Here is a 19,141-nt window from a genome sequence, read left to right on the forward strand (position 1 = left end):
GGCTATCCCCGTTCGACTTTCCGGAGCACCCCCAGATAATCGAGTCCTGCGGCCGAGCCCCGGGCCACGCAGGAAAGGGGGTCGCGCACCCGCGTGACCGGCAGCAGCACCTCCCGCTCCAGGACCCGGTCCATGCCGCGCAGCAGGGACCCGCCGCCGCCCATCAGGATGCCCCGGTCCAGGAGATCCAGGGACACGGTCGATGGAATCCCGTCGAGGCATGATCGCACCGCCGCCGCAATGGCGGCCACCGGCTCCCGCAGGGCGGCGCACACCTCCCTGCTGCTCACCGAAATCTCCATCGGTAGCCCCCGCGCCACGCCGCGCCCGCGCACCCGGGCCCGTTCGGGAGGGCCGTCGTCCGCGGCCGCGCCGAGCCGGATCTTGAGATCCTCGGCTGTCCGCTCCCCCACGAGCACCCCCCGCTCCCGCTCCAGATAACCGGCAATGGCCGCATCCATGGCATCCCCCCCCACGGGCACCGTCCGGAGGCACTGGATGCCCCCGGACGCCACCAGGGCCACTTCGGTAGTACCGCCCCCCACATCCACCACGAGGGTTCCCCACAGGTCTGCCGCATCGGCACCGGCACCGATGGCCAGGGCCAGGGGCTCTTCCATCAGGTAAACCTCGTCGGCCCCGGCCATGCGGGCCACGGCACGGGCGTTGTCCCGGTCACGGACGCTCCCCCCCGCCGGCACCCCCATGATGATCCGCAGGGGGCCATGGGCGGAGCGGGAAATGCTGTCGAAAAACGAGCGCAGCATGCGCGCCCCGGCTGCCAGGTCCACGACCACCCCCTCGCGCAGGGGCCTGATCACGTCGATGCCCGCCGGGGTCCGGCCGAACATCCGGTGGGCGCCGCTCCCCGCGTCCAGCAACCGCGCCATGCCGCCGTCACCGCGCCGGAACGCCACCATGGAAGGCTGGGACAGCACAATGCCCGCCCCCCTCCGGTAAACCCTGGTGGTGGTCGTTCCCAGGTCAACGGCAAAGTCTCCGGACGCCTGCCCGAATATATCCTCTCTCAACGATGCCATCCTCTCCCCCCGGTCGGAACGCCGGGCCCCTTGAATCGAGCCGCGGATCACTGGCAGCCAGTGTACACGAAACGTTTTTTTATACAACATTACGTGCGGTTAAACCGTAACCATTGAATACTTGCCAGCGATGTGTATTATTGAAAGCATTTATCCGGAGGGGAACCGGACGTGCCCCTCTTACCGACCGGGAGTGACATCATGAAAAAGAAAGCGGAAGAGCGATCGATCTATATCACCGAATTCGATTTGACCAGGCTTGAAGAGCTGCTGGACAAAATCGACACGGAGAGTTCGCGGGACAGCAGGCACCTGCAGGAGCTGGAGGACGAGCTGTTGCGCGCCGAGGTGGTGGACCCGCGGCAGATTCCGGCCGACGTGGTCACCATGAATTCGCGGATTGCCCTGAAGGACCTGGCCACGGGAGAGGAGATGGTGTACGAGCTCGTCTTTCCCTCCGATGCGCGGCTGGAAGAGAACAGGATATCCATCCTGGCCCCTGTCGGCACTGCCCTGCTCGGGTACCGGGCCGGGGACACCATCTCCTGGAAAGTTCCGGGGGGCACCAGAAAGATCAAGATCACCAAGATTCTCTACCAGCCGGAAGCGGCGGGGGATTTTCATCGCTAACCGGCACGCCTGGTTTCCGAAACGAAAAAGCCCGCTCTTGGCGGGCTTTTTCGTTTTCCGGGCCGGTCAAACCGGCGCCGTCAGTAAATGGCGTAATTGTCGGGGTCGGCGAAAATCTCGCGCAGCAGCCGGTTGTTCAGGTAGTGGCCGGTCTTGTTTGCCTCCACCTTGCCCAGCATGCGGTAGCCGCAGGTAAACAGGTCGCCGATGAGGTCGAGTATCTTGTGGTTCACCAGCTCCTTCTTGTAGCGGAGACCGTTGGGGTTCAGGATCTCGTCGCCGCCGATGACCACGGCGTTGTCCAGGGACCCCCCCTTGGCAAGGCCCGCCTTACGGATCGCCTCGATCTCCTCGTGGAGGACAAAGGTGCGCGAGTTGATGATGGAGACGGCGTTCTCCACGTCCATGAGCCGCTTCCGCTGCTTCCCCACCGGCGGGCGGAACTCGATGGTCATGGTGATGTCGAGGGTGTTGAGGGGTTTCACCCGCACCCAGGCGTCGTTATGGCGCGCCTCCACGGGGCGGAGCACCTTCAGGTAGACCCCCGTTTCCGGAAACTCGTAGACCCCGGCCCGCCAGATCTCGTGGTAGAACTCCCAGGCCGAGCCGTCCATGATCGGCACCTCGGGGCCGTCGATGTAGACGAGGCAGTTGGTGATCCCCGAGTAGTAGAAGGCCGCCATCAGGTGCTCGATGGTGGATACCGACTTCCCGTCCGCCGCGATCTGGGTCGAAAGCCGGGTATCCGCCACCATGTCGTAGCGGGCCGGGATAAGTTGTCCCTGGTAGACGAAGGCGATGCCGAACTCCCGGCGGGGAATGAATTCCAGGGTTACTTCCCGTCCCGTATGGAGACCGATGCCGCTCAGCTTGAAAATCCGGTTGATGGTTGTTTGTCGTTTGTTCATGGTCCCTTGTGCGTATCACAAATTCTGCGCCGGAAAAAGAAAAAAGAAGTGCCGCAAGACAACCTAAATATTAAAATATAATATATTTAATATATATTATTGACAGAATACGCGGGCGGCACTATGATGACAATGAATTCTGACGCAGGCACGGAGGACGACAATCCCATGGAGCACATGAACGGCGCCATCTCCCTTCCCTTTCAGAAACCGGTTGCAGCCACCCATCGCTGGGTGCTGGCCCTGATCATGGTCCTCACCATCGCCGTCGGCTGGCGCTATCCCCTCGCGGGATTCGTCGTTCCCGCTGCCATGGCGGCCTCCATCGCCGGCAGCTTCTTCAGGGGGCGGTACGTGTGCGGCAATTTCTGCCCGCGGGGCAGTTTCTTCGACACCCTGTTCCGGCTGGTGGGGGGCCCCCGCGACGTCCCGGCGCTCCTGCGCGGCTCAGCCTTCCGCTGGGCCTTTCTCGCGCTCCTCATGGGATTCCTTGGGTGGCAGATCTCCCGCAACCCCGCCGACCCGGCCCACTGGGGCTTCGTCTTCTGGATGGCCTGTGCCCTGACTACCGGCATCGGCATCGTCCTGGGCCTTGCCTTCAGGGCCCGCACCTGGTGCCTGGTCTGCCCGGTGGGCACCATGGCGAATGCCATCGGCGGCGGGATATGGCAGATGACCATCGCGGAATCATGCGCCGGCTGCGGCTCCTGCGAGCGCCACTGCCCCATGGGGCTGACCATCGCGGCCCACCGGCAGGAGGGGACTCTCCCCCACCGGGACTGTCTCAAGTGCTCTTCCTGCGTGGACGCCTGTCCCCAAAACGCCCTCGACTGGCCGTCCTGAAAAGGGGATGGCCGCTATAAAACCGCCTCGATCCGCTCGCAGAGCGTCCGCAGCACCTTGATCCGGGCATACAGCTTGTTCTCGGCCTCCACAAGGGTCCAGGGCGCGATTTCCGTGCTCGTGCGGTCGATCATGTCGCAGGCGGCCGCCTCGTACTCGCCCCATTTTTCCCGGTTGCGCCAATCGTCCTCCGTTAGCTTGAAGCGCTTGAACCCGGTCTCCTCCCGTTCCCTGAAGCGCCGCAACTGTTCCTCCGGGCTGATGGCCAGCCAGAACTTGGCCACCACGATCCTGCTCTCCACCAGTTGCTCCTCGAAATCATTGATCTCGCTGTAGGCCCGCATCCAGTCCCCACTGGAGCAGAGGCCCTCCACCCGCTCCACCAGCACCCGGCCGTACCAGGAACGATCGAAGATCGCGAAACGCCCCAGGCGTGGGACATTACGCCAGAAGCGCCACAGGTAGGGCTGGGCCAGTTCGTCCTCCGAGGGGGCGGCAATGGGCACCACCCGGTAAATCTTGGCGTCGAGGGCCTGGGTGATCCGCCGGATGGCGCCCCCCTTGCCGGCCGCGTCGCTCCCCTCGAACACCGCCACCACCGCCCGCTTGCTGAACTTGGGCTCGCGGGTCAGCAGGCTGAGCCGCCCCTGGAGCTCCTCCAGCTCTTCTTCGTAGCGCTTCTTCGTTATCGTGCGGGAGAGGTCCAGGGAGCGGAGCAGCATTACCGCGTCCGTTGCGGGGGAGGCGGGGAGCGCCGTGCGGGGCTGATGGGGCGTTTCGGGGGTGTCGAGCCGGGCGCGCAGGGCGGAGAGAATCGCGCTCCCCACCGTCAGGGAGCGGTAGCGGGGATCGACGCCCGACACCACGGTCCAGGGAGCCTCGGCAGTGCTCGTTGCCCTCAGGACATGGGTGGCGAGGTCGCGGAACCGCTCGTACACCTTGAAATTCTTCCAGTCCCGGGCCGTGACCCGCCAGCGGGTCCGGGGGTTTTTCTCCAGGGCCTTGAGACGCCGCTCCTGCTGGTCCCGGGACAGATGGAGCCAGAACTTGAGAACCAGGGCCCCCTCGTCCGCCAGCATCCGCTCGAAGCGCCTGATCCGCTCCAGGGCCTGGTCGAGCTTCGCCTGTTTGCTCCGTCCCTCCATGTGGGCCGAAAGCGCCCCGCTGTACCAGGACCCGAAAAAGATGCCGATCTTCCCCCGCGGCGGGAGGGAGCGCCAGAACCGCCACATGGGGGGACGCTCCCGCTCCTCGTCAGAGGCGTCGCCAGGCGCGTTGGTTTCCACATGGCGCGGATCGAGCCACTCGTTCAGGATGTTGACCGTCTCCCCCTTGCCGGCGCCGTCCACGCCGCTGATGAGGATCACGACCGGAAAACCGCGGGCTTCGAGCAGATCGTACTGGGCATCGAGCAGGGCCTCCCGCAGGGGAGGAACCCGGGCCCTCCAGGTTTTCTTGTCCATGGCATGGTCCAGTTCGGCCGATTCGAACATTGCGCCCTCCCCTGTCGGGTGTACATCCGGAAAAAAGGATACCACAGGAAAGACGGGACCGGAACGGTAGCCTCGCCGGGTCTGCTCCCCGGGACAACGCCCCCCCTGCGCCCCGGAAACGACCCGACATCGGGTCGCATGCCCTGCGATGTCGATGGCTTCGCGGCCCGGTTCCCCCTAGAGTGGAGACATGCGGAACATTTCGGGATGCAACGGGAGGGAACCATGGAACGGATGAAACGGACGGCGGGAGCTCTGCTTCTGGGTCTGGCACTGCTGCTCGGGGGATGTGGCGGGGGGGAGGTCCGCATCTCGGCGGAAATCCCCGTGGCGTACCCGGTCGACTACGCCCCTTCCATCACCTGGCTCAGTTTCTGGAAGGATGCGGACCGCTACTTCGTGCTGGGGTCCATCGACTTCACCGACCCGGACGCGGACACCGGTACCATGACCATCGTCGTGAGCGACAGCCTCGGTCGGGTCGTGGCGCGGACGGTTGCCGGCCTGGATGACTACGTGGGCTACACCGGCGGCACGGTTTCGTTCTCGATCGACTACCTCACCTATCCGCCGGGGACCTACACCTTTACCATCTATCTCACCGACCGTTACGGCAACCTGTCGAACCCGGTCTACGGCACGTTCCCGGCATGGTGAGGCCTCGACCTACCCCGGCAGCCAGAGGTCGACCGAGGCCGGTTCCTCATCATGGGCACGGACCCCGTGCTCCCACACGCTCCGGTCGCGCTTGGCCACCACGAGACTCCGCTGGAACCGGATCTTGCGGACGAACACGGAAAAATCCGCTGTATCGAAATAGATCACACGGCCCCGCTCCCCTTCCAAGTCGGCCGAGAGGAGCGGAATCCCCTCATTGGCGAGAAACTCCCGGACGAACCGGGCATTGACGCTGCCGACGCAGGAAAAGTTGCCAACCTCGGCGCGATTGACCAGAATTGAGGCACCGCCGAAGGCCTTGGCGCGGAGGTTCTCCCGCCGTGCGCCGTGGCGCATGAGGGAGTTGATGAGTAACTCCATGGAGTGGATGCCGTAGCGCCCCGCCTCGGTGAAGCAGAACGGCATGGTGCGGGAGTAGCGGCGATTGCTGAGCAGAAAATGGTTCATCCCTGCCACGCCGTTTTCCGGGTCGAACAGGCAGGCGGCCACGCACGAACCGAGGAGCGTCGAAATGACTCCCCCGCCTGTGGTGACGTGATATTCGCCGGGAGCGATGCGGACAATGTGACGGCCTTCAAGGCGTTGATGACGCATTGTTACAGTATAGCAGAATAGGTGTATCCCGTATGCCCGCAACCTGTGCTCAGGCCAAGATTTCCTGCGTAGCCGGCAGCAGAAGGCACAGACGGGCGGTGCCGAGTCCGCGGGCCGCATCGTGAATCAGCGCCATGCCATTCGCTTTCATGGCATGACCTCCCGTTGATGTCTCTCTGCCCCTGCGGCCTCATGTCCCGTGCCAACGCGCAGGCCGGTGGAGACTCCTTTCCATGTCACGGGTTGCGTGCCCCCTTTGTCCACGCGCCCCGCCCGACGTCCGCCCTTTGACACCTTTTTGTTCTCGTTTAAAATTAGAGCCTGAGGCAGGCGCCCTGCCGTGATTGAGCCGGAGGCTTCGGACCATGGTGGACAACGTTCTGGCAATCCTGCGCATGGGTGAAGAGCTGGCTGACCTGGCAGCCGTCCAGTTCGACGGGGTCACGGACCCGGCCGGCATCGCCCCGGCCACAACCCGCATCGTGGCCCGCGCCGAAGCACTCCTCTCGGCACGGCCTAACGGGGGCCACGACGTCCGGATCGCCTGCGGCCCCGGCTGCATGACCTGCTGCATCGTAAACGTGTCGGTTCTCGTGCCCGAGGCATGGACCATCGCCGCCTGGCTTCGGCAGCGCCTCGGCACCGGGGAGGCGGACCGCCTGGCGGAGCGGCTCGCTGCTGCGGCACGCGCCATCCGCTGGCTCGACGATGCCGACCGGATCAGGGGCGCAGTGACGTGCCCCTTCCTCGACGGGCGGGGCTGGTGCTCCATCCATCCGGTCCGGCCCCTCATGTGCCGCGCCCTCACCTCCATAGACGCGGCCCAGTGCCGCCGTGCCCTGGAGTCGCGCACCTCGGACGAAGACGTGGCGCTGGAGTGCAACCTGTTCCAGAAGTACCTCATGGAACAGGCCTACCGGGCCGTCGCCGCCGCCCTTGAACGGCGGGGGATGGACTCGGCGGGACGTGAGCTGGTGGGCACGGTTGCCCGTTTCCTGAACGAGCCGCGGCTCGCTGACGAATTCCTGGCTGGCAGATTGATCACCCTCCCGGAATCCTGAAGCTTTCCCCCTCGTCGTGCTCACCGGGGCAGATTTTTTTCGGGCGCACGGGGTCACGGAGCCGGAGAATCCGCTGGCGGCTTCCTGCCATTCATGTGGCGCAGACGTGACTGTCCCAGAAGGGGGCGAGAAACGACAACCCCGGAGGAACACTCCGGGGCTCTGGTCGGCAAGAGGGGGACGGCAGTGCCACCGCACGCGCCGGTTGTGCTGCGATAGGTATCGCGGCCGGCATTGCCCTGCAGGCGGTGGAGCCGGTCGAGCTCCCCAGGGCCAGCACCATCCGCGGAACCATTTGGTTTACCTCACAACCTCCAGCGCTTTTGATATGGCTGCATTCTTGGATGGGTTAACGCGTGGCGGCATCGCCGGTTGCCCTCTCCCGCAAAAACTCCTGCCGCTGCTCGTCAGTCATGGTGCGCCACCGCTCCTTGAGCTGCCGCCTCTCCTCCGGCGGCAGCGAACGCCACTTCCCCTTGATGGCTTCGCGCTCCTGGGGAGGGAGGTTCTGGAACCGGTTGAACGTCCGCCGGATGCGCTCCTGTTCGGCGGGGTCAAGGCTGTGAAACTCCCTGATCCGCCTGAGGATCTGTTCGCGCTGCTCCGGGGCCAAGTCACGCCAGTGACGGTAACGCTCACGGGCGACCCGGCGCTCGTCAGGAGCCATGGCGCGCCACCGTTCGGCGCTTTGCAGCAGGCGTTCCTGGCGGTCCGAGGGAAAGGAGTTCCAGCGCTCGGCAAAGGAGTGGAGGACCTCGCGCTGCTCGGGGGTCAACCTTTCCCACGACACCCCGTCTCCCTCGCCCCATGCGGGCGTGCCCGCCATGCCCAGCACCATGCAGACCACCACCACTCGCCAGCTACCCATCACGCTCCCCCATATTCGGCCCTGACCGTCTGACGTCACTGTTTCTCCTGGGCTGCCAACCAATGATAGAATTCGATATCCTCGTACAGTTGGATATGGTCATTGGCGGCAATCATCTCCATCTGTTCCGGGTCGTCCTGGACGGCCACGGGCACCGGTTCGACCGAAGGCGGTGCAAACCAGATGATGCCGGCCACCGCCGCCGCAGCCAGGGTGGCGATGCCGCCGACCGTCATCCAACGGGGGATGAACGGGAAGTGCCGGCGTCCCGCCTCCGCCACGGCCCTGCCCCGGATCTCCGCCAGCCGGCCCGCAATGGCGCCATCCAGGTCGCCGGTGCTCCGGTCGAGTTCGCGCCTGACCGATTGAATCATCCGCTCGTCACGCTCGTCCTGTCTCATGGTCCGTACTCCTCAAGCATGCCGCGAAGCGCATGCACCGCCCGCGAAAGATGGGTCTTGACGCTCCCCTCGGAGCATCCCATGGCAAAGGCGGTTTCCGCCGTATCGAGCCCTTCCCAGTTGCGCAGGAGGAACGCCTGCCGCTGTCGCGTCGGCAGCTTGCGCAGGGCCGTTTCAATGGCGCTCCCCAGGTCCCGGCGCAACAACTGCCGTGCCGGATCGGGCGAATTCACGTCCGCGATCTCGTCCAGGGGATCGCCGCCGTCTTTGTCATCGTTTCTGCCGAGCCAGGCCCGGAACCGACTCCGCAGGGTCGAGCGCCGGTGCCAGTCCACAATCCGGCTCTGGAGCGTCCGGTGGAACAGCGGCGGCCACTCCGCCTCGGGCTTCCGCGCATAGTTTCTGACAAAGCCGAGCATGGCGTCCTGGACCACGTCCAGGGCCTCGTCATCGTCGGAGGTGGCGAGCCGCGCCATGCGGAACGCCCTGCGCTCTACGCCGGCCAGGAATCGGTTCAATGCGTCTGTTGTATCCAGCGTCACTTCTCCTTGCCCGCGACATTTGTTCTTTATAACGTCCGGACCGCTTCCCGGTTGACAGAGGATGGTTCCGTTGGTCGCGTTGACATTCACGGCACCGGCTTTACACTTGAGAGCACGCGTTTCTCTCACCCGCTCCGGTCCCCAGGAACGGAGCTATGGTACCACAGGAGGGGCCATGGATCGAAGAACCTTTCTGAAGACCGCCGCACTTGGCGCCGTGGCGGCCGGCATCGCCCGCGAGGCGGTCGCGGCCGGCAGATACTACCCGGTCAAGGCGGACCAATCCCTGTTCGAGACCATTAACCGCGCCAAGGATCCGGCCAAGAAGAGCCCCCTGGAGCAGAAGCACGTTCCGGTCATCACTGCCCCCAAAACGGTCAAGGCGGGCGAACCGTTCACCGTGGAGGTGGCGGTGGGCGAGGTGATCCACCCCATGGGACCTACCCACTGGATTCAGGTCATCGAACTCAACGTGGGCAACGAGCCGGCAGGCAGGGTGGATATGCAGCCGCGCGGGTTCCTGTCGCCCAAGGCGACCTTCACCGTGACCATCCCCAAGGAGGCGGCGCCGGAGGGGAAAATCACCCTGGTGGTCAATGAACGGTGCAATCTTCATGGTTACTGGGAGGGAAGCATCGACATCGCCGTGACCGGCTGAGAAGCGGCCCCATGGCGCGGATGGCGGTGCTGCCGGCCCTCATCCTCTGCCTGTGGGGATGCTCGATGCCGCGCGGCTGGGAAGCGGTCCTGGTCCTGACCGACCTGACGGCGGGCCGGGGCCCATCCGGCCTCACGGAGCAGACCCCGCCTCCCCGACGGCTGATGGTTCCCTATGCGGTGGAGGGGCGGAACTACCGGGGCGATCTCTATCTGCCCGGCGAACGGATCAGGGCGGGGCTCGTGCTCCTGCCCGGAGCAGCCGGGGAGGGCACTGACGATCCGCGGTTGCAGGCCTTCGCCGCCACCCTGGCCCGGGCACGCTTCGCCGTCCTCGTCCCCGACCTGGCGGGTTTCCGGAGCCTGCGGGCGGGGAGTCGCGACATCGGTGAAACCGCCGATGCCATCGTCTGGCTTTCTTCCCGCCCCGAACTTTCGCCCGGCGGGAAATGCGGCGTGGCAGCCCTGAGCTACGCCGCCGGCCCGGCGCTGCTGGCGGCGCTGGAGCCGCGGGCCGGGCAGCGGGTCCGGTTCCTGGTTACGGTGGGGGGATACTACGATCTGCGGAACGTCCTGACTTTTTTCACCACCGGCTGGTACCGGGACGGGGAGCGGTGGCGGCGGGGCACGCCCAACGACTACGGCAAATGGGTGTTCGTCCTGGCCAACGCGGGCCGGATCGAAAACGCCCGGGACCGGGCGGCCCTTGAAAAACTGGCGCGTCGCAAGATGGACGACCCTGCGGCCCGGACCGACGATCTGGCCCGGGGGCTCGGCCCCGAGGGGAAAAGCCTCTACGATTTCTTCGCCAACACCGATCCCCGGCAGGTGCCGGCACTCATGGCGAGGCTGCCGGAGCCGATCCGCCGGGACATGGCGGACCTTGATCCCTCACGTCATGATCTGCGCGGACTCGCGACCCGGCTGATCATCATCCACGGCCGGGATGACGACATCATCCCCGCCGCCGAGAGCGAGGCCCTGGCCCGGGCTGTGCCCCGCGACCGGCGACGGCTCTTCGTTCTGGACGACCTCATGCACGTGGAGCTGAAGCCGAAGCTGTCGGACGCCTTCCGGCTCTGGCGGGCGGTGTCGGCGATCCTGCAGGAGCGGGACCGGACCTGAGAGACGGACACTACTCCCGCCCCTGCCGGGCCTGAATCTCGCCGAGGCACTCCATGAGCTTAGTGAAGTCAATGGGCTTGGAAAGATAACCATCCATACCGGCGGCGAGACATCGGTCCTCATCCTTGCGCAGGGCATGGGCGGTGAGGGCGATGATGGGAGTGCGCCGCCCCCGGTCGCGCTCCCTCTCGCGGATCAGGCCCGTGGCCTCGTAGCCGTCGAGACGGGGCATCTGCACATCCATGAGCACCACGTCGAACTCCCCCGCTTCCCACTTTTCAACCGCGTCATGGCCGTCGCTCGCGGATACGAATTCGAAGTTGCGCCGCTCCAGCATGATCTCCATGAACTTGCGGGTAATGGGGTCGTCCTCGGCAAGAAGAATCTTCACGTTCCGTGCCTCCTCGGATGAAATCGGAATTTATGGCGGGAACAGGCGCGCTTCAGCGCACTGGGTGTCAGCGGTGCGCCGGCTGCTCCTGCCCGCAGTATCTGCAGGCCGTCTCGCGCCAGGGGATGAACTCGCCGCAACCGCCGCAGCGGCGGAATTTGCCCTCAACCTCCCGCAGGGGCTTGTGGAAGTAAATGACCAGCAGGAAGATGGGGAAGACGGCGCTCAGCAGGCTCCACACAATGACGCTTCTCGCCCGGTTCGCGGCCAGAATCCCCCCCGTTACCCCAGGCACGACGAACACCAGGAGAAAAAAGAGGTAGACCGGCTTCATCATCGGCAGACTCCTTTCGCGGGGGTACCATCCCGGCGTCCTGATGAGTATACCAGAAACGGGGACTGTCTCACCCGGGACAAATCCGCTGGCCGACAAGCAGGACCTGGCACATGCCCGCAGAGACATAACACTAGTCATTACGGCCTGTTGCACGATGTGATTTTTTTCATAACGGCTTGCATACGGTAACTATCGGGATATACTTGGTGGAAATCGATCACTGGTGTCATGAGTTCCGACTGCCCGGGCAGGACCTGCCCACGGGCAAACGGCATTATGAACACCACAGCGGCACCCTCTTGGGGAGAAAGCCGCGCAGGGACGCGCCACGCGAGCCAGGGAGGGCTCCATGTCTCCGTCTCCAGTATCCGCATATCTTCCGGAAACACCCCCTCCACGGCACAATGTCCCCCGACTGCGCCGGCAGCACTGTCATGCCACGCCCCATTCCCATACCGTAAACGACCGCGCCCCGCATTCCGCACCAACCAGCGTCCCCGCTGGAAGCAATGCCCATGATCGCCGCGCGCGTCGGTGCGGAGTTGGAGAAAACCCCCGGGGGCCGCTCCATGGCTCCGTCTCTGGAACAGGCCGGACACCGGCCCGTCATCCGCCCCTATTCACTTTCAAGAAACGAATGATGGCCGGGGGGATGACCCGCCAGAAGAGGAGATGCTCCCGGAAAACGGCGCGACCGATGGTTCCGCGGGTCAGGAACGTTTAGACGGTTGCTTAAACCACATGTTCAGGAGAAAGAAACATGGCAGACCAGCAGTGGATATCCGTGAGAAAAGGAGCAAAGGAAGATGCCCCCTCAGCCAAGAAGGTCCAGAAGTCGGGCATCGCGGCGGTGCGGGACCGGACGGTGGCCCGGGCGCGGCGTGGCTCGACGAAGGTGGTGTACGAGTTGGGCGGGGCGTGGAAAGGGACCTTTGCGGCGGGATCGAAACAATACGACACCCTGTACGTGCCGGGTGCCGGCAGCGCGGCCCAGGAGGGATACCCCGAAATACCCCAGGAGGGGATCTTCGTGGCGGTCCCCCTGGGGGCGAAAAACATCACGGTGACCGTGGTCAAAAAGACCATGCAGGAGGTCCCGGGCACCTGGAATCTGCGGCCAGCGCCCAAGCCAGTGACAGAGGAAGAGCACCTGGCGGGCAAGGACGAGTTCAAGCCGAAGGCTGAGGTCTACGGCTCGGACAAGGAGTTTCCGGGCAAAGACGTTGAGTTTTTGGGACTCAGGAGCGTCGAGGGGGTGCCGGTGGCCCACGTGCTGGTCTACCTGGCCCAGTACAAGCCAAAATCGGGCAGGATATCCCTCGTGAAGAGCATGACCATAGAGGTGAGCTACGACATCCCCGCCACCCGCGACGCGGTCCCCCGCTCCCGGGCCGTCACCCCCCTGCTCTCGGACATGATCCTTGATATCGAGAACGTGGGAGGAGAGTTTCGGGGACTGAACGCCTCGGTCTTCCGCGAGGAACCGCCGGAGCCGGGCGGAATCGTCGGCGGTCTCACCCCCGAGCCTGCCATGGGGAGCCGGGGCCCCACCGATGCCGGTCCGGTGCTGAAGCAGACCGGCATCGTCTGCGAGTACCTCATCATCACCACTCAGGCCCTTTCCACGGCAGTGCAGCCCCTGCTCGCCGCCAAGACCGGCTGGCCCCACTACGCCCGGGTGGCCACCACCCAGACCATCACCGCAGAATTCCCTGCCGCCGACATCAAGGAATCGATCCGGGCCTGCCTCTCCTGGGCCTGGGACAACTGGAGCTGCCCGCCCCGCTTCGTGGTCCTGGCGGGCGACGTGGACGCCATCCCCACACACTCCTGGACCATCGGCGGCGGCACCTACGCCTCCGACCACTACTACGCCGACATCCGCGGCAACCTGAGCCCCGAGATCGTGGTTTCCCGCCTCCCTACTTCCGACGCCGTCAAGATGCAGCAGATCTGCCAGAACCTGGCCGCCTATGCTGTCCGCCGGGGTCCCGACTGGGGAGGCTGGCCCAATCAGGTGGCGCTGGTGGCCTACGAGGACGGGGTCTACAAGACCTGCTCCGACGAGATCGCCACCATGATCGCTCCCCGCTTCACCGTTGCCAAGCTCTACGGCGACAGCAGCACCCGCCAGCAGGTGGTGAACAAGATGAACGCCGGAGTACTGGTCGCCAACTATCGGGGCCACGGCTCCAAGACTGCCTGGTCATCGGCCAACGGACTGCGCGTGGCCGAGATCAAGGCCCTCAATAACGGAGCCATGCCGCCACTGGTCTTCTGCATCTGCTGTCAGAACGCCTGGATCGACGATCAGGCCACCGAAACGGTGGTGGAGGCCTTCCTGCGCGACGGCAAGTGCGTGGCGGTCCTGGGTGCATCGCGCAACTCCCCCACCTACGCCAACAACGACTTCGACAAATACCTCTGGAGGGCGATCATTGACCACGGCGAGGTGACCCCCGGCGGCATCTTCCAGCGGGCCAAGGCCCTCATGGTTCAGAACCACGGCACCTCCACCTCCCACCAGCAGGACGTGGTCATGTACATGCTCTTCGGCGACCCCACCGCCAGGGTGGCGAGCACCGCGGAATTCCTGCGCGGCACCTGGGACATGGACCACGACGGTTGGAAGGGGACTCTGGTCATCAACCGGATCTGGCAGTCGCGGGTCGTCAAGGTCGGCTCCTGCGGCTACCCGGTCTGGAGCATCTCCGGCACCTACACCGGCCAGGACGGCAAGGCCTACGCCATGACCGGAACCATCGGCGGCCAGGATGCCAACAACGGCAACCCCGGCTGCAAGCGCTCGGACCACAGGGTGAGCTTCACCATCGCCTTCCCGGGGAACAGCCAGCAGTTCACCGGCTATGTCACCACCTGGACCCGCAACGTCATGGGCGGCTACACCTGGTGGTCCAAGATACCGTTCGGCTGGTATGCGAAAAAACGCTGACACTTCACTAAAAAGGAGATCATCACCCATGCCAAAGGGAATAGCACTCGCCATTGGACTCAACGCCGTTGACCCGAAACACTACGGCGGCTGGTCCGGCAAGCTCAACGCCTGCGAGGCCGACGCCGAGGACATGGCGGCCGTCGCTGCGGACAAGGGCTTTGCCGTCACGACCCTCATGACCAAGGCAGCCACCCGGGCCAAGGTCATCGAAGCCATCGGCAAAGCCGCCAAGGCGCTCGGCAAGGGCGACATATTCATGCTCAGCTACTCGGGCCACGGGGGGCAGGTGCCGGACACGTCCAACGACGAGCCGGACGGCGTCGACGAAACCTGGTGCCTCTTCGACGGCGAACTGATCGACGACGAGCTCTACGCCCTGCTCGGCACGTTCACCGCCGGGGTCAGGGTCCTGGTCTTTTCCGACAGTTGCCACAGCGGAACCGTGGTCAAGATGGCCTACTACAACGGTACCACCGCAGCCCGTTCCATCGGTCCGGACGAGGGAGAAATCCGCTACCGGGCCATGCCCCAGAGCGTAGCCATGCGGACCTACCGGGCCAACAGGGAGTTCTACGACAGGATCCAAAAGGAGACGAAACAGGTGGATCTGGCCGACGTGAAAGCGTCCATCCTGCTCATCTCCGGCTGCCAGGACAACCAGCTCTCCCAGGACGGGGCCTTCAACGGCGCCTTCACGGGCCAACTGCTCCGGGTCTGGAAAAACGGCCTCTACAAGGGGAGCTACCGCTCCTTCCACAAGGCAATCGTCAAGCGGATGCCGCCGGACCAGACCCCCAACTTCTTCACCGCGGGGACGCCCGATCCGGCGTTTCTCAAGCAGCGGCCGTTCACCATCTGAGGGAGGAGACCCCATGAAGAAGAAGGGCAAGTTCCTCCTCTTCACCATGGACGAGTTCGACCAGTGGCTGTTGGAGACCCGGTTCAGCCGCTCCGTCAAGCTTGTCCAGAACCACCACACCTACCTGCCCGGCTACGCCCAGTTCACGGGGGGCAACCACTTCGGCCTGCTGGAAGGGATGGAGCATTTCCACATGGCCGAACGGGGATTCTCGGAGATTGCCCAGAACCTGACCTCGTTCCCCGACGGCACCGTGGCGGCCTGCCGCTCCATCGACAAGGTCCCCTGCGGCGTCAAGGGGGCAAACCAGGAGGGGATCTGCCTGGAGAACCTGGGCAACTTCGATGCGGGCGGAGACGCCATGACCCCGGCCCACCGGGACGCCATCGTGAAGATCAACGCCCTGCTCTGCAGGGAGTTCAACCTGACGCCCGACACCGACTCCATCGTGTATCACCACTGGTATGATCTGAACTCCGGCAAGCGCACGGGCGGATCCGGCACCACAAAGACCTGCCCGGGCACCGCCTTCTTCGGCGGCAACTCCATGGATGCGGCCACGGCCGGCTTCATCCCCCTGGTGGCCCAGACCCTGGCCCAGCTCACGGGGGGGACCGCGCCCAGTGCGCCGGTTCCGCTCAAGAGCGGCGAGGTTGTGGCCTCGAGCCTCAACGTCCGGGCCGGCAGGGGGACGGAGTTCCCCGTGGTCAAGGGGCTTAAGCGGGGGGTACGGGTCAACGTATTCGAAACGGCTGACGGCTGGGTCCGTATCCACCCCGCCGAGCAGCAGTGGGTGGCAGAGCGGTACCTGCGGTACGCCTGACGCGCCGGATGCGCGTATGTCCGCACGGATGCGGATGGAAGGAGAGTCCACGGATGGAAAAGGACACGAAACTGACGGCGGAGACCGTCAAGGCGCTCCTGAACGGGGACATTAACCGGGAGGACTTCCAGTTCGTCCTCCAACAACTCCTGGACGCCTGGCGTCCCATTCTCGAAGAAGAACTCAAACTGAGCGAATCCGCCGAGCGGCTCGTGGCCGTGGCGGAAAAGCAACCCCACAGCTGCGAGGACGAGCAGCTTCTCGCCGACCGGCTTTTCGCCCCCCTGGCCACCGCCGACGTGGCCCTGCGCACCCTCACCCCCCAGGCCCGGGAGGCCCTGGGACCCATCGACCAGTGGCAGTGGTGCCTGCGCAAGATCCTCTGCTGCCTCCGCTTCGGCTGGCTTCTCTCCCGCTCCCGCACCTTCCCGGTGTCGGTCTATTACCTCTACCGTTACTGGCTCTGCATCCGCCGCCTCTTCCAGAACGATCCCACCGGCCGCCAGCCCACGCCGGAGGAGCGGGCCGACTTCCGCAAGCTCACGGCAGGCTTTGCCGAGGTCTTCAGGCCCTGGCTGGAGCAGGAGGCCAAGGCCATGGATCACTCCATGGAACTGGCCGACGGGGCCGTGTCGGGCCAGGTTGACTGCCACTCGGGGGGCGACGCGGCCGAGGCCCTGTTCGAGAAGTTCCTCACGGTGGACAACGCCCGGCTCCTCATGGGGGCCGAACTCTTCGAGAAATTGAGCAAGGACCCGCGCTTCTGGCTCTGCCGCTGCTGGTGCATCTGCGCCTTCCGCTTCGGCTGGTGCCTGGGGCGCTCCCGTTCGCTCATCGACCTGGTCCGCTGCCTGGTGGCCTACTTCCGCTGCCTGCGCCGCTGCTTCCAGCCCCTGGTCTGCGAGCTGACCGACCCCGCCGGCTGCGTGGCCGAAGAGGTCAACGCGGACCTGAAGGCTCTGGTGGTGGCCGTGAAGGGGACGGCCACGGGGGGCGGGTTCCTGCGCTACGTGCTGGAGTGGTCCCGCGACGGCATTGCCTGGCACGCTTCGGACTTCCACTATCCCCCGATCCCCCCGGGCGGCGGCACCCAGGGGAACTCCCCCGTGGCGGGCGGGCTCCTGGCCTATTTCGACACCACGGCACGGGACGAGGGGGTCTACACCATCCGCCTCACCGTGTACGGGGTCCAGGGAACCACCTGCGTCAGGACCATCACCTTCTCCCTGTTCAAGCAGGATGTCCGCATCCTGGGCTTTGACGGAGCCTTCACCCTTGACACCACAGCCTACGACCCCGCGGCCATGTTCGTGGAAACCGTGCCGGCTCTCTGCACGCGCCCCTCGGGGGTCCACGAGATATCCTTCGGCGAATGCCTCTCCATCTGGGGAAGCGCCTTCGTGGGCGGGTGCGAAGGGCGGAAGATCAAGCGCTACCTCATCGACTACAAGCCCGGCTTCGAGACCGACCCCACCACCGGCGGCTGGATCAACATCTGGAAGGTGGAGTACAACACGGTCTGGCAGTACCGGGACATGAACATGCGCAAGGACACCTCGGTGCTGACCGCCTCCTGGGTCACCGACTGCGTGGTGCCGGTCCCCTTCCCCCCCTACTGCCTGATGAACGTCCCCGAGGCACGGCTCGCACCCTCCTGCTGGCAGACCCACGTCTCCACCTGCGGCCTGAGCGGGCTGGTCACCCTGCGCCTTGTGGTGGAGGACACGGGGGGCACCCTCTACTACGACACCCAGAAGGTCTGGATCGACAACAAGCCCATCTGCGCCATGATCCGGATCGACGCGGTGCCCCGCTGCGCCGATATCCGCGTCAGCAGCTTCGCCACCCCGCCCGACTGCGGAGTCCCCTGGAACCTGCCGCTCTCGGGCATCGCATGGGACGAGTACATTGACCCTGCCCTCCCCCTCACCCGGCCCAACGACAACTTCGACTTCTACTGGGTCAAGGTGAGCAAGCAGGGGGGAACCGAAGTCCAGATCCCCGTTTCCTGGAGCATGGGAAGCCCCTGCTTCTTCGGCACGAACCGCGTAGGCGATCCGGGCACCTCCTGCACCCCCTGCGACCCTGCCAACCCGCTCCCCGCTGCGGTCTTCGGCACCCTGGCCCAGTTCGACCTGCGGGCAATCGATCCGCTCTGCAGCGCATCGGTGGGCTACCCGGTCCCGGCCGACCTGCTCCTGCCCCGGGGCGAGTGCTGCGTGTACGTCTTCAAGCTCCGCGTCCAGGACAGGACCTACACGCCGGGCGGCCCCCACTGGCGCGAAGCCCTGTGGCCGGTGAGGATATGCAACGACCTGAAGCCGGCTTGAACCGCCGGGCGCCCCTCCGGCAACTTAGTGGGGGCGCCCGGCATTCCGGTGCAATACGAGCATGCCCATGCACTGAAAGACGCAACAGTCAGACCAAACTTCCCCACGGGTCGACCTGACCGCCATTCTTGAAGTACTGAAGAGCGTCGGCCTTGTGGTTGGGGCGATTCCGCTCCTGGTTTCCGCTGAGCCAAAGCACTGAAGGAAAGGAGTCAGCCATGAACAAACAATCTCTGATCGTAGCCGTTGTGGGGGGGGCACTGTCGCTTTCCGCCGGTGTGGCGCCGGCAACGGACCAGGAGCGCGTCCGGGAGCGGATCAAGGAGAACGTCCGGACCGAGGCAAAGGAGCAGGAACGGATTTACGGCAGCCAGCTCATGACCAAGAAGGAACGGGCCGAGTACCGGGCCCGGGTGCACGCCGCAAAGACCGCGGAGGAGCGCGAAAAGATCCGGAAAGAGCACCATGAGCGGATGAAAGAGCGGGCCAGGGAGCGGGGACTGACCCTTCCCGACGAGCCGCCGGTGCCGGGCGGCGGCATGGGCCCGGCGGGCATGGGACCTGCCGGCAAGGGGATGGGAGCCGGCGGCGGCAGGAATCGCTGA

At 65.1% G+C, this 19,141-nt stretch carries 20 protein-coding genes; 11 read left to right on the top strand and 9 right to left on the bottom strand.

Translation table 11 applies throughout. From position 1 onward, the window contains the following. Positions 1–2: 2 nt before the first annotated feature. A complete protein-coding gene (locus AC6CDK_RS01445) occupies positions 3–1,040 on the bottom strand; it encodes a rod shape-determining protein (RefSeq protein WP_039643134.1) in 1,038 nt (345 codons plus the stop codon). Between the two features lie 201 nt (positions 1,041–1,241). Between AC6CDK_RS01445 and rnk the strand changes: the two genes are divergently transcribed. Then, positions 1,242–1,670, top strand: a complete 429-nt coding sequence (rnk, locus tag AC6CDK_RS01450) for a nucleoside diphosphate kinase regulator (protein ID WP_039643133.1) — start codon at positions 1,242–1,244, stop codon at positions 1,668–1,670. Positions 1,671–1,750: 80 nt separating this feature from the next. Here the strand turns inward: rnk and lpxC are convergent, their stop codons facing one another. Continuing rightward, positions 1,751–2,578: a UDP-3-O-acyl-N-acetylglucosamine deacetylase gene (gene lpxC / locus AC6CDK_RS01455; RefSeq protein WP_039643131.1), complete on the bottom strand. Its 828-nt coding sequence runs from the start codon at positions 2,576–2,578 to the stop codon at positions 1,751–1,753. Between the two features lie 132 nt (positions 2,579–2,710). On the opposite strand from lpxC, the gene AC6CDK_RS01460 reads away from it, so the two are divergent. After that, positions 2,711–3,421, top strand: a complete 711-nt coding sequence (locus tag AC6CDK_RS01460) for a 4Fe-4S binding protein (protein WP_226048391.1) — start codon at positions 2,711–2,713, stop codon at positions 3,419–3,421. A gap of 14 nt (positions 3,422–3,435) precedes the next feature. Here the strand turns inward: AC6CDK_RS01460 and pap are convergent, their stop codons facing one another. After that, complete coding sequence (gene pap / locus AC6CDK_RS01465; protein ID WP_039643127.1) at positions 3,436–4,914, bottom strand: polyphosphate:AMP phosphotransferase; 1,479 nt, start codon at positions 4,912–4,914, stop codon at positions 3,436–3,438. Between the two features lie 225 nt (positions 4,915–5,139). Between pap and AC6CDK_RS01470 the strand changes: the two genes are divergently transcribed. Continuing rightward, positions 5,140–5,571: a T9SS type B sorting domain-containing protein gene (locus tag AC6CDK_RS01470; RefSeq protein WP_039643125.1), complete on the top strand. Its 432-nt coding sequence runs from the start codon at positions 5,140–5,142 to the stop codon at positions 5,569–5,571. Between the two features lie 9 nt (positions 5,572–5,580). Here AC6CDK_RS01470 and AC6CDK_RS01475 read toward each other — a convergent pair whose 3' ends face one another. After that, positions 5,581–6,186, bottom strand: coding sequence for a chemotaxis protein CheD (locus AC6CDK_RS01475; RefSeq protein ID WP_039643123.1), 606 nt, complete (start codon positions 6,184–6,186; stop codon positions 5,581–5,583). Between the two features lie 365 nt (positions 6,187–6,551). Between AC6CDK_RS01475 and AC6CDK_RS01480 the strand changes: the two genes are divergently transcribed. Further along, complete coding sequence (locus AC6CDK_RS01480) at positions 6,552–7,247, top strand: YkgJ family cysteine cluster protein (protein WP_039643121.1); 696 nt, start codon at positions 6,552–6,554, stop codon at positions 7,245–7,247. Positions 7,248–7,596: 349 nt separating this feature from the next. Here the strand turns inward: AC6CDK_RS01480 and AC6CDK_RS01485 are convergent, their stop codons facing one another. From AC6CDK_RS01485 to AC6CDK_RS01495, 3 genes are read right to left on the bottom strand one after another with little or no spacing between them, the layout of a single operon-like run. Continuing rightward, positions 7,597–8,115 carry a DUF3106 domain-containing protein gene (locus tag AC6CDK_RS01485; RefSeq protein ID WP_152609717.1) on the bottom strand — a complete coding sequence of 173 codons (519 nt, stop codon included), beginning with the start codon at positions 8,113–8,115 and terminating at the stop codon, positions 7,597–7,599. A gap of 35 nt (positions 8,116–8,150) precedes the next feature. Then, positions 8,151–8,516 (bottom strand): hypothetical protein, encoded by a 366-nt coding sequence (locus AC6CDK_RS01490; RefSeq protein WP_039643117.1) that lies wholly within the window; start codon positions 8,514–8,516, stop codon positions 8,151–8,153. Next, positions 8,513–9,058: an RNA polymerase sigma factor gene (locus AC6CDK_RS01495; RefSeq protein WP_039643114.1), complete on the bottom strand. Its 546-nt coding sequence runs from the start codon at positions 9,056–9,058 to the stop codon at positions 8,513–8,515. Before AC6CDK_RS01495 ends, AC6CDK_RS01490 begins: the two co-directional genes overlap by 4 nt. A gap of 175 nt (positions 9,059–9,233) precedes the next feature. Here AC6CDK_RS01495 and AC6CDK_RS01500 point away from each other — a divergent pair, with 175 nt between their 5' ends. Beyond that, positions 9,234–9,716: a class II SORL domain-containing protein gene (locus AC6CDK_RS01500; protein ID WP_039643113.1), complete on the top strand. Its 483-nt coding sequence runs from the start codon at positions 9,234–9,236 to the stop codon at positions 9,714–9,716. A gap of 11 nt (positions 9,717–9,727) precedes the next feature. After that, the gene (locus tag AC6CDK_RS01505) at positions 9,728–10,840 is read left to right on the top strand and encodes an alpha/beta hydrolase family protein (protein ID WP_039643111.1); all 1,113 of its coding nucleotides are present in this window, start codon (positions 9,728–9,730) and stop codon (positions 10,838–10,840) included. A gap of 10 nt (positions 10,841–10,850) precedes the next feature. Here AC6CDK_RS01505 and AC6CDK_RS01510 read toward each other — a convergent pair whose 3' ends face one another. Both AC6CDK_RS01510 and AC6CDK_RS01515 read right to left on the bottom strand, forming a co-directional pair. Further along, positions 10,851–11,231, bottom strand: a complete 381-nt coding sequence (locus AC6CDK_RS01510; RefSeq protein ID WP_039643109.1) for a response regulator — start codon at positions 11,229–11,231, stop codon at positions 10,851–10,853. A 67-nt stretch (positions 11,232–11,298) separates the two neighbouring features. Beyond that, entirely contained in the window at positions 11,299–11,568 is a 270-nt protein-coding gene (locus AC6CDK_RS01515; protein ID WP_066357060.1) for a hypothetical protein, read from the bottom strand. Positions 11,569–12,328: 760 nt separating this feature from the next. Between AC6CDK_RS01515 and AC6CDK_RS01520 the strand changes: the two genes are divergently transcribed. The 5 genes from AC6CDK_RS01520 (at position 12,329) to AC6CDK_RS01540 (ending at position 19,141) form a co-directional block, all read left to right on the top strand. Beyond that, positions 12,329–14,521 (top strand): C25 family cysteine peptidase, encoded by a 2,193-nt coding sequence (locus AC6CDK_RS01520; RefSeq protein WP_192905570.1) that lies wholly within the window; start codon positions 12,329–12,331, stop codon positions 14,519–14,521. Positions 14,522–14,549: 28 nt separating this feature from the next. Then, on the top strand, positions 14,550–15,383 hold the full coding sequence (locus AC6CDK_RS01525) for a caspase family protein (protein ID WP_039643101.1): 834 nt from the start codon (positions 14,550–14,552) through the stop codon (positions 15,381–15,383). Positions 15,384–15,396: 13 nt separating this feature from the next. After that, positions 15,397–16,206: an amidase gene (locus tag AC6CDK_RS01530; protein WP_039643099.1), complete on the top strand. Its 810-nt coding sequence runs from the start codon at positions 15,397–15,399 to the stop codon at positions 16,204–16,206. Between the two features lie 53 nt (positions 16,207–16,259). Then, entirely contained in the window at positions 16,260–18,536 is a 2,277-nt protein-coding gene (locus AC6CDK_RS01535) for a hypothetical protein (protein WP_039643097.1), read from the top strand. A 218-nt stretch (positions 18,537–18,754) separates the two neighbouring features. After that, positions 18,755–19,141: a hypothetical protein gene (locus AC6CDK_RS01540; RefSeq protein WP_192905571.1), complete on the top strand. Its 387-nt coding sequence runs from the start codon at positions 18,755–18,757 to the stop codon at positions 19,139–19,141.

The organism is Geobacter sp. PheSNFMC (assembly GCF_059620965.1).

What these genes read in the sequence shown, in the direction of transcription:
- AC6CDK_RS01445 (WP_039643134.1), bottom strand. Translation starts at nt 1,040, where the DNA reads ATGGCATCGTTGAGAGAGGATATATTCGGGCAGGCGTCCGGAGACTTT.
- rnk (WP_039643133.1), top strand. Translation starts at nt 1,242, where the DNA reads ATGAAAAAGAAAGCGGAAGAGCGATCGATCTATATCACCGAATTCGAT.
- lpxC (WP_039643131.1), bottom strand. Translation starts at nt 2,578, where the DNA reads ATGAACAAACGACAAACAACCATCAACCGGATTTTCAAGCTGAGCGGC.
- AC6CDK_RS01460 (WP_226048391.1), top strand. Translation starts at nt 2,711, where the DNA reads ATGAATTCTGACGCAGGCACGGAGGACGACAATCCCATGGAGCACATG.
- pap (WP_039643127.1), bottom strand. Translation starts at nt 4,914, where the DNA reads ATGTTCGAATCGGCCGAACTGGACCATGCCATGGACAAGAAAACCTGG.
- AC6CDK_RS01470 (WP_039643125.1), top strand. Translation starts at nt 5,140, where the DNA reads ATGGAACGGATGAAACGGACGGCGGGAGCTCTGCTTCTGGGTCTGGCA.
- AC6CDK_RS01475 (WP_039643123.1), bottom strand. Translation starts at nt 6,186, where the DNA reads ATGCGTCATCAACGCCTTGAAGGCCGTCACATTGTCCGCATCGCTCCC.
- AC6CDK_RS01480 (WP_039643121.1), top strand. Translation starts at nt 6,552, where the DNA reads ATGGTGGACAACGTTCTGGCAATCCTGCGCATGGGTGAAGAGCTGGCT.
- AC6CDK_RS01485 (WP_152609717.1), bottom strand. Translation starts at nt 8,115, where the DNA reads ATGGGTAGCTGGCGAGTGGTGGTGGTCTGCATGGTGCTGGGCATGGCG.
- AC6CDK_RS01490 (WP_039643117.1), bottom strand. Translation starts at nt 8,516, where the DNA reads ATGAGACAGGACGAGCGTGACGAGCGGATGATTCAATCGGTCAGGCGC.
- AC6CDK_RS01500 (WP_039643113.1), top strand. Translation starts at nt 9,234, where the DNA reads ATGGATCGAAGAACCTTTCTGAAGACCGCCGCACTTGGCGCCGTGGCG.
- AC6CDK_RS01505 (WP_039643111.1), top strand. Translation starts at nt 9,728, where the DNA reads ATGGCGCGGATGGCGGTGCTGCCGGCCCTCATCCTCTGCCTGTGGGGA.
- AC6CDK_RS01515 (WP_066357060.1), bottom strand. Translation starts at nt 11,568, where the DNA reads ATGATGAAGCCGGTCTACCTCTTTTTTCTCCTGGTGTTCGTCGTGCCT.
- AC6CDK_RS01520 (WP_192905570.1), top strand. Translation starts at nt 12,329, where the DNA reads ATGGCAGACCAGCAGTGGATATCCGTGAGAAAAGGAGCAAAGGAAGAT.
- AC6CDK_RS01525 (WP_039643101.1), top strand. Translation starts at nt 14,550, where the DNA reads ATGCCAAAGGGAATAGCACTCGCCATTGGACTCAACGCCGTTGACCCG.
- AC6CDK_RS01530 (WP_039643099.1), top strand. Translation starts at nt 15,397, where the DNA reads ATGAAGAAGAAGGGCAAGTTCCTCCTCTTCACCATGGACGAGTTCGAC.
- AC6CDK_RS01535 (WP_039643097.1), top strand. Translation starts at nt 16,260, where the DNA reads ATGGAAAAGGACACGAAACTGACGGCGGAGACCGTCAAGGCGCTCCTG.
- AC6CDK_RS01540 (WP_192905571.1), top strand. Translation starts at nt 18,755, where the DNA reads ATGAACAAACAATCTCTGATCGTAGCCGTTGTGGGGGGGGCACTGTCG.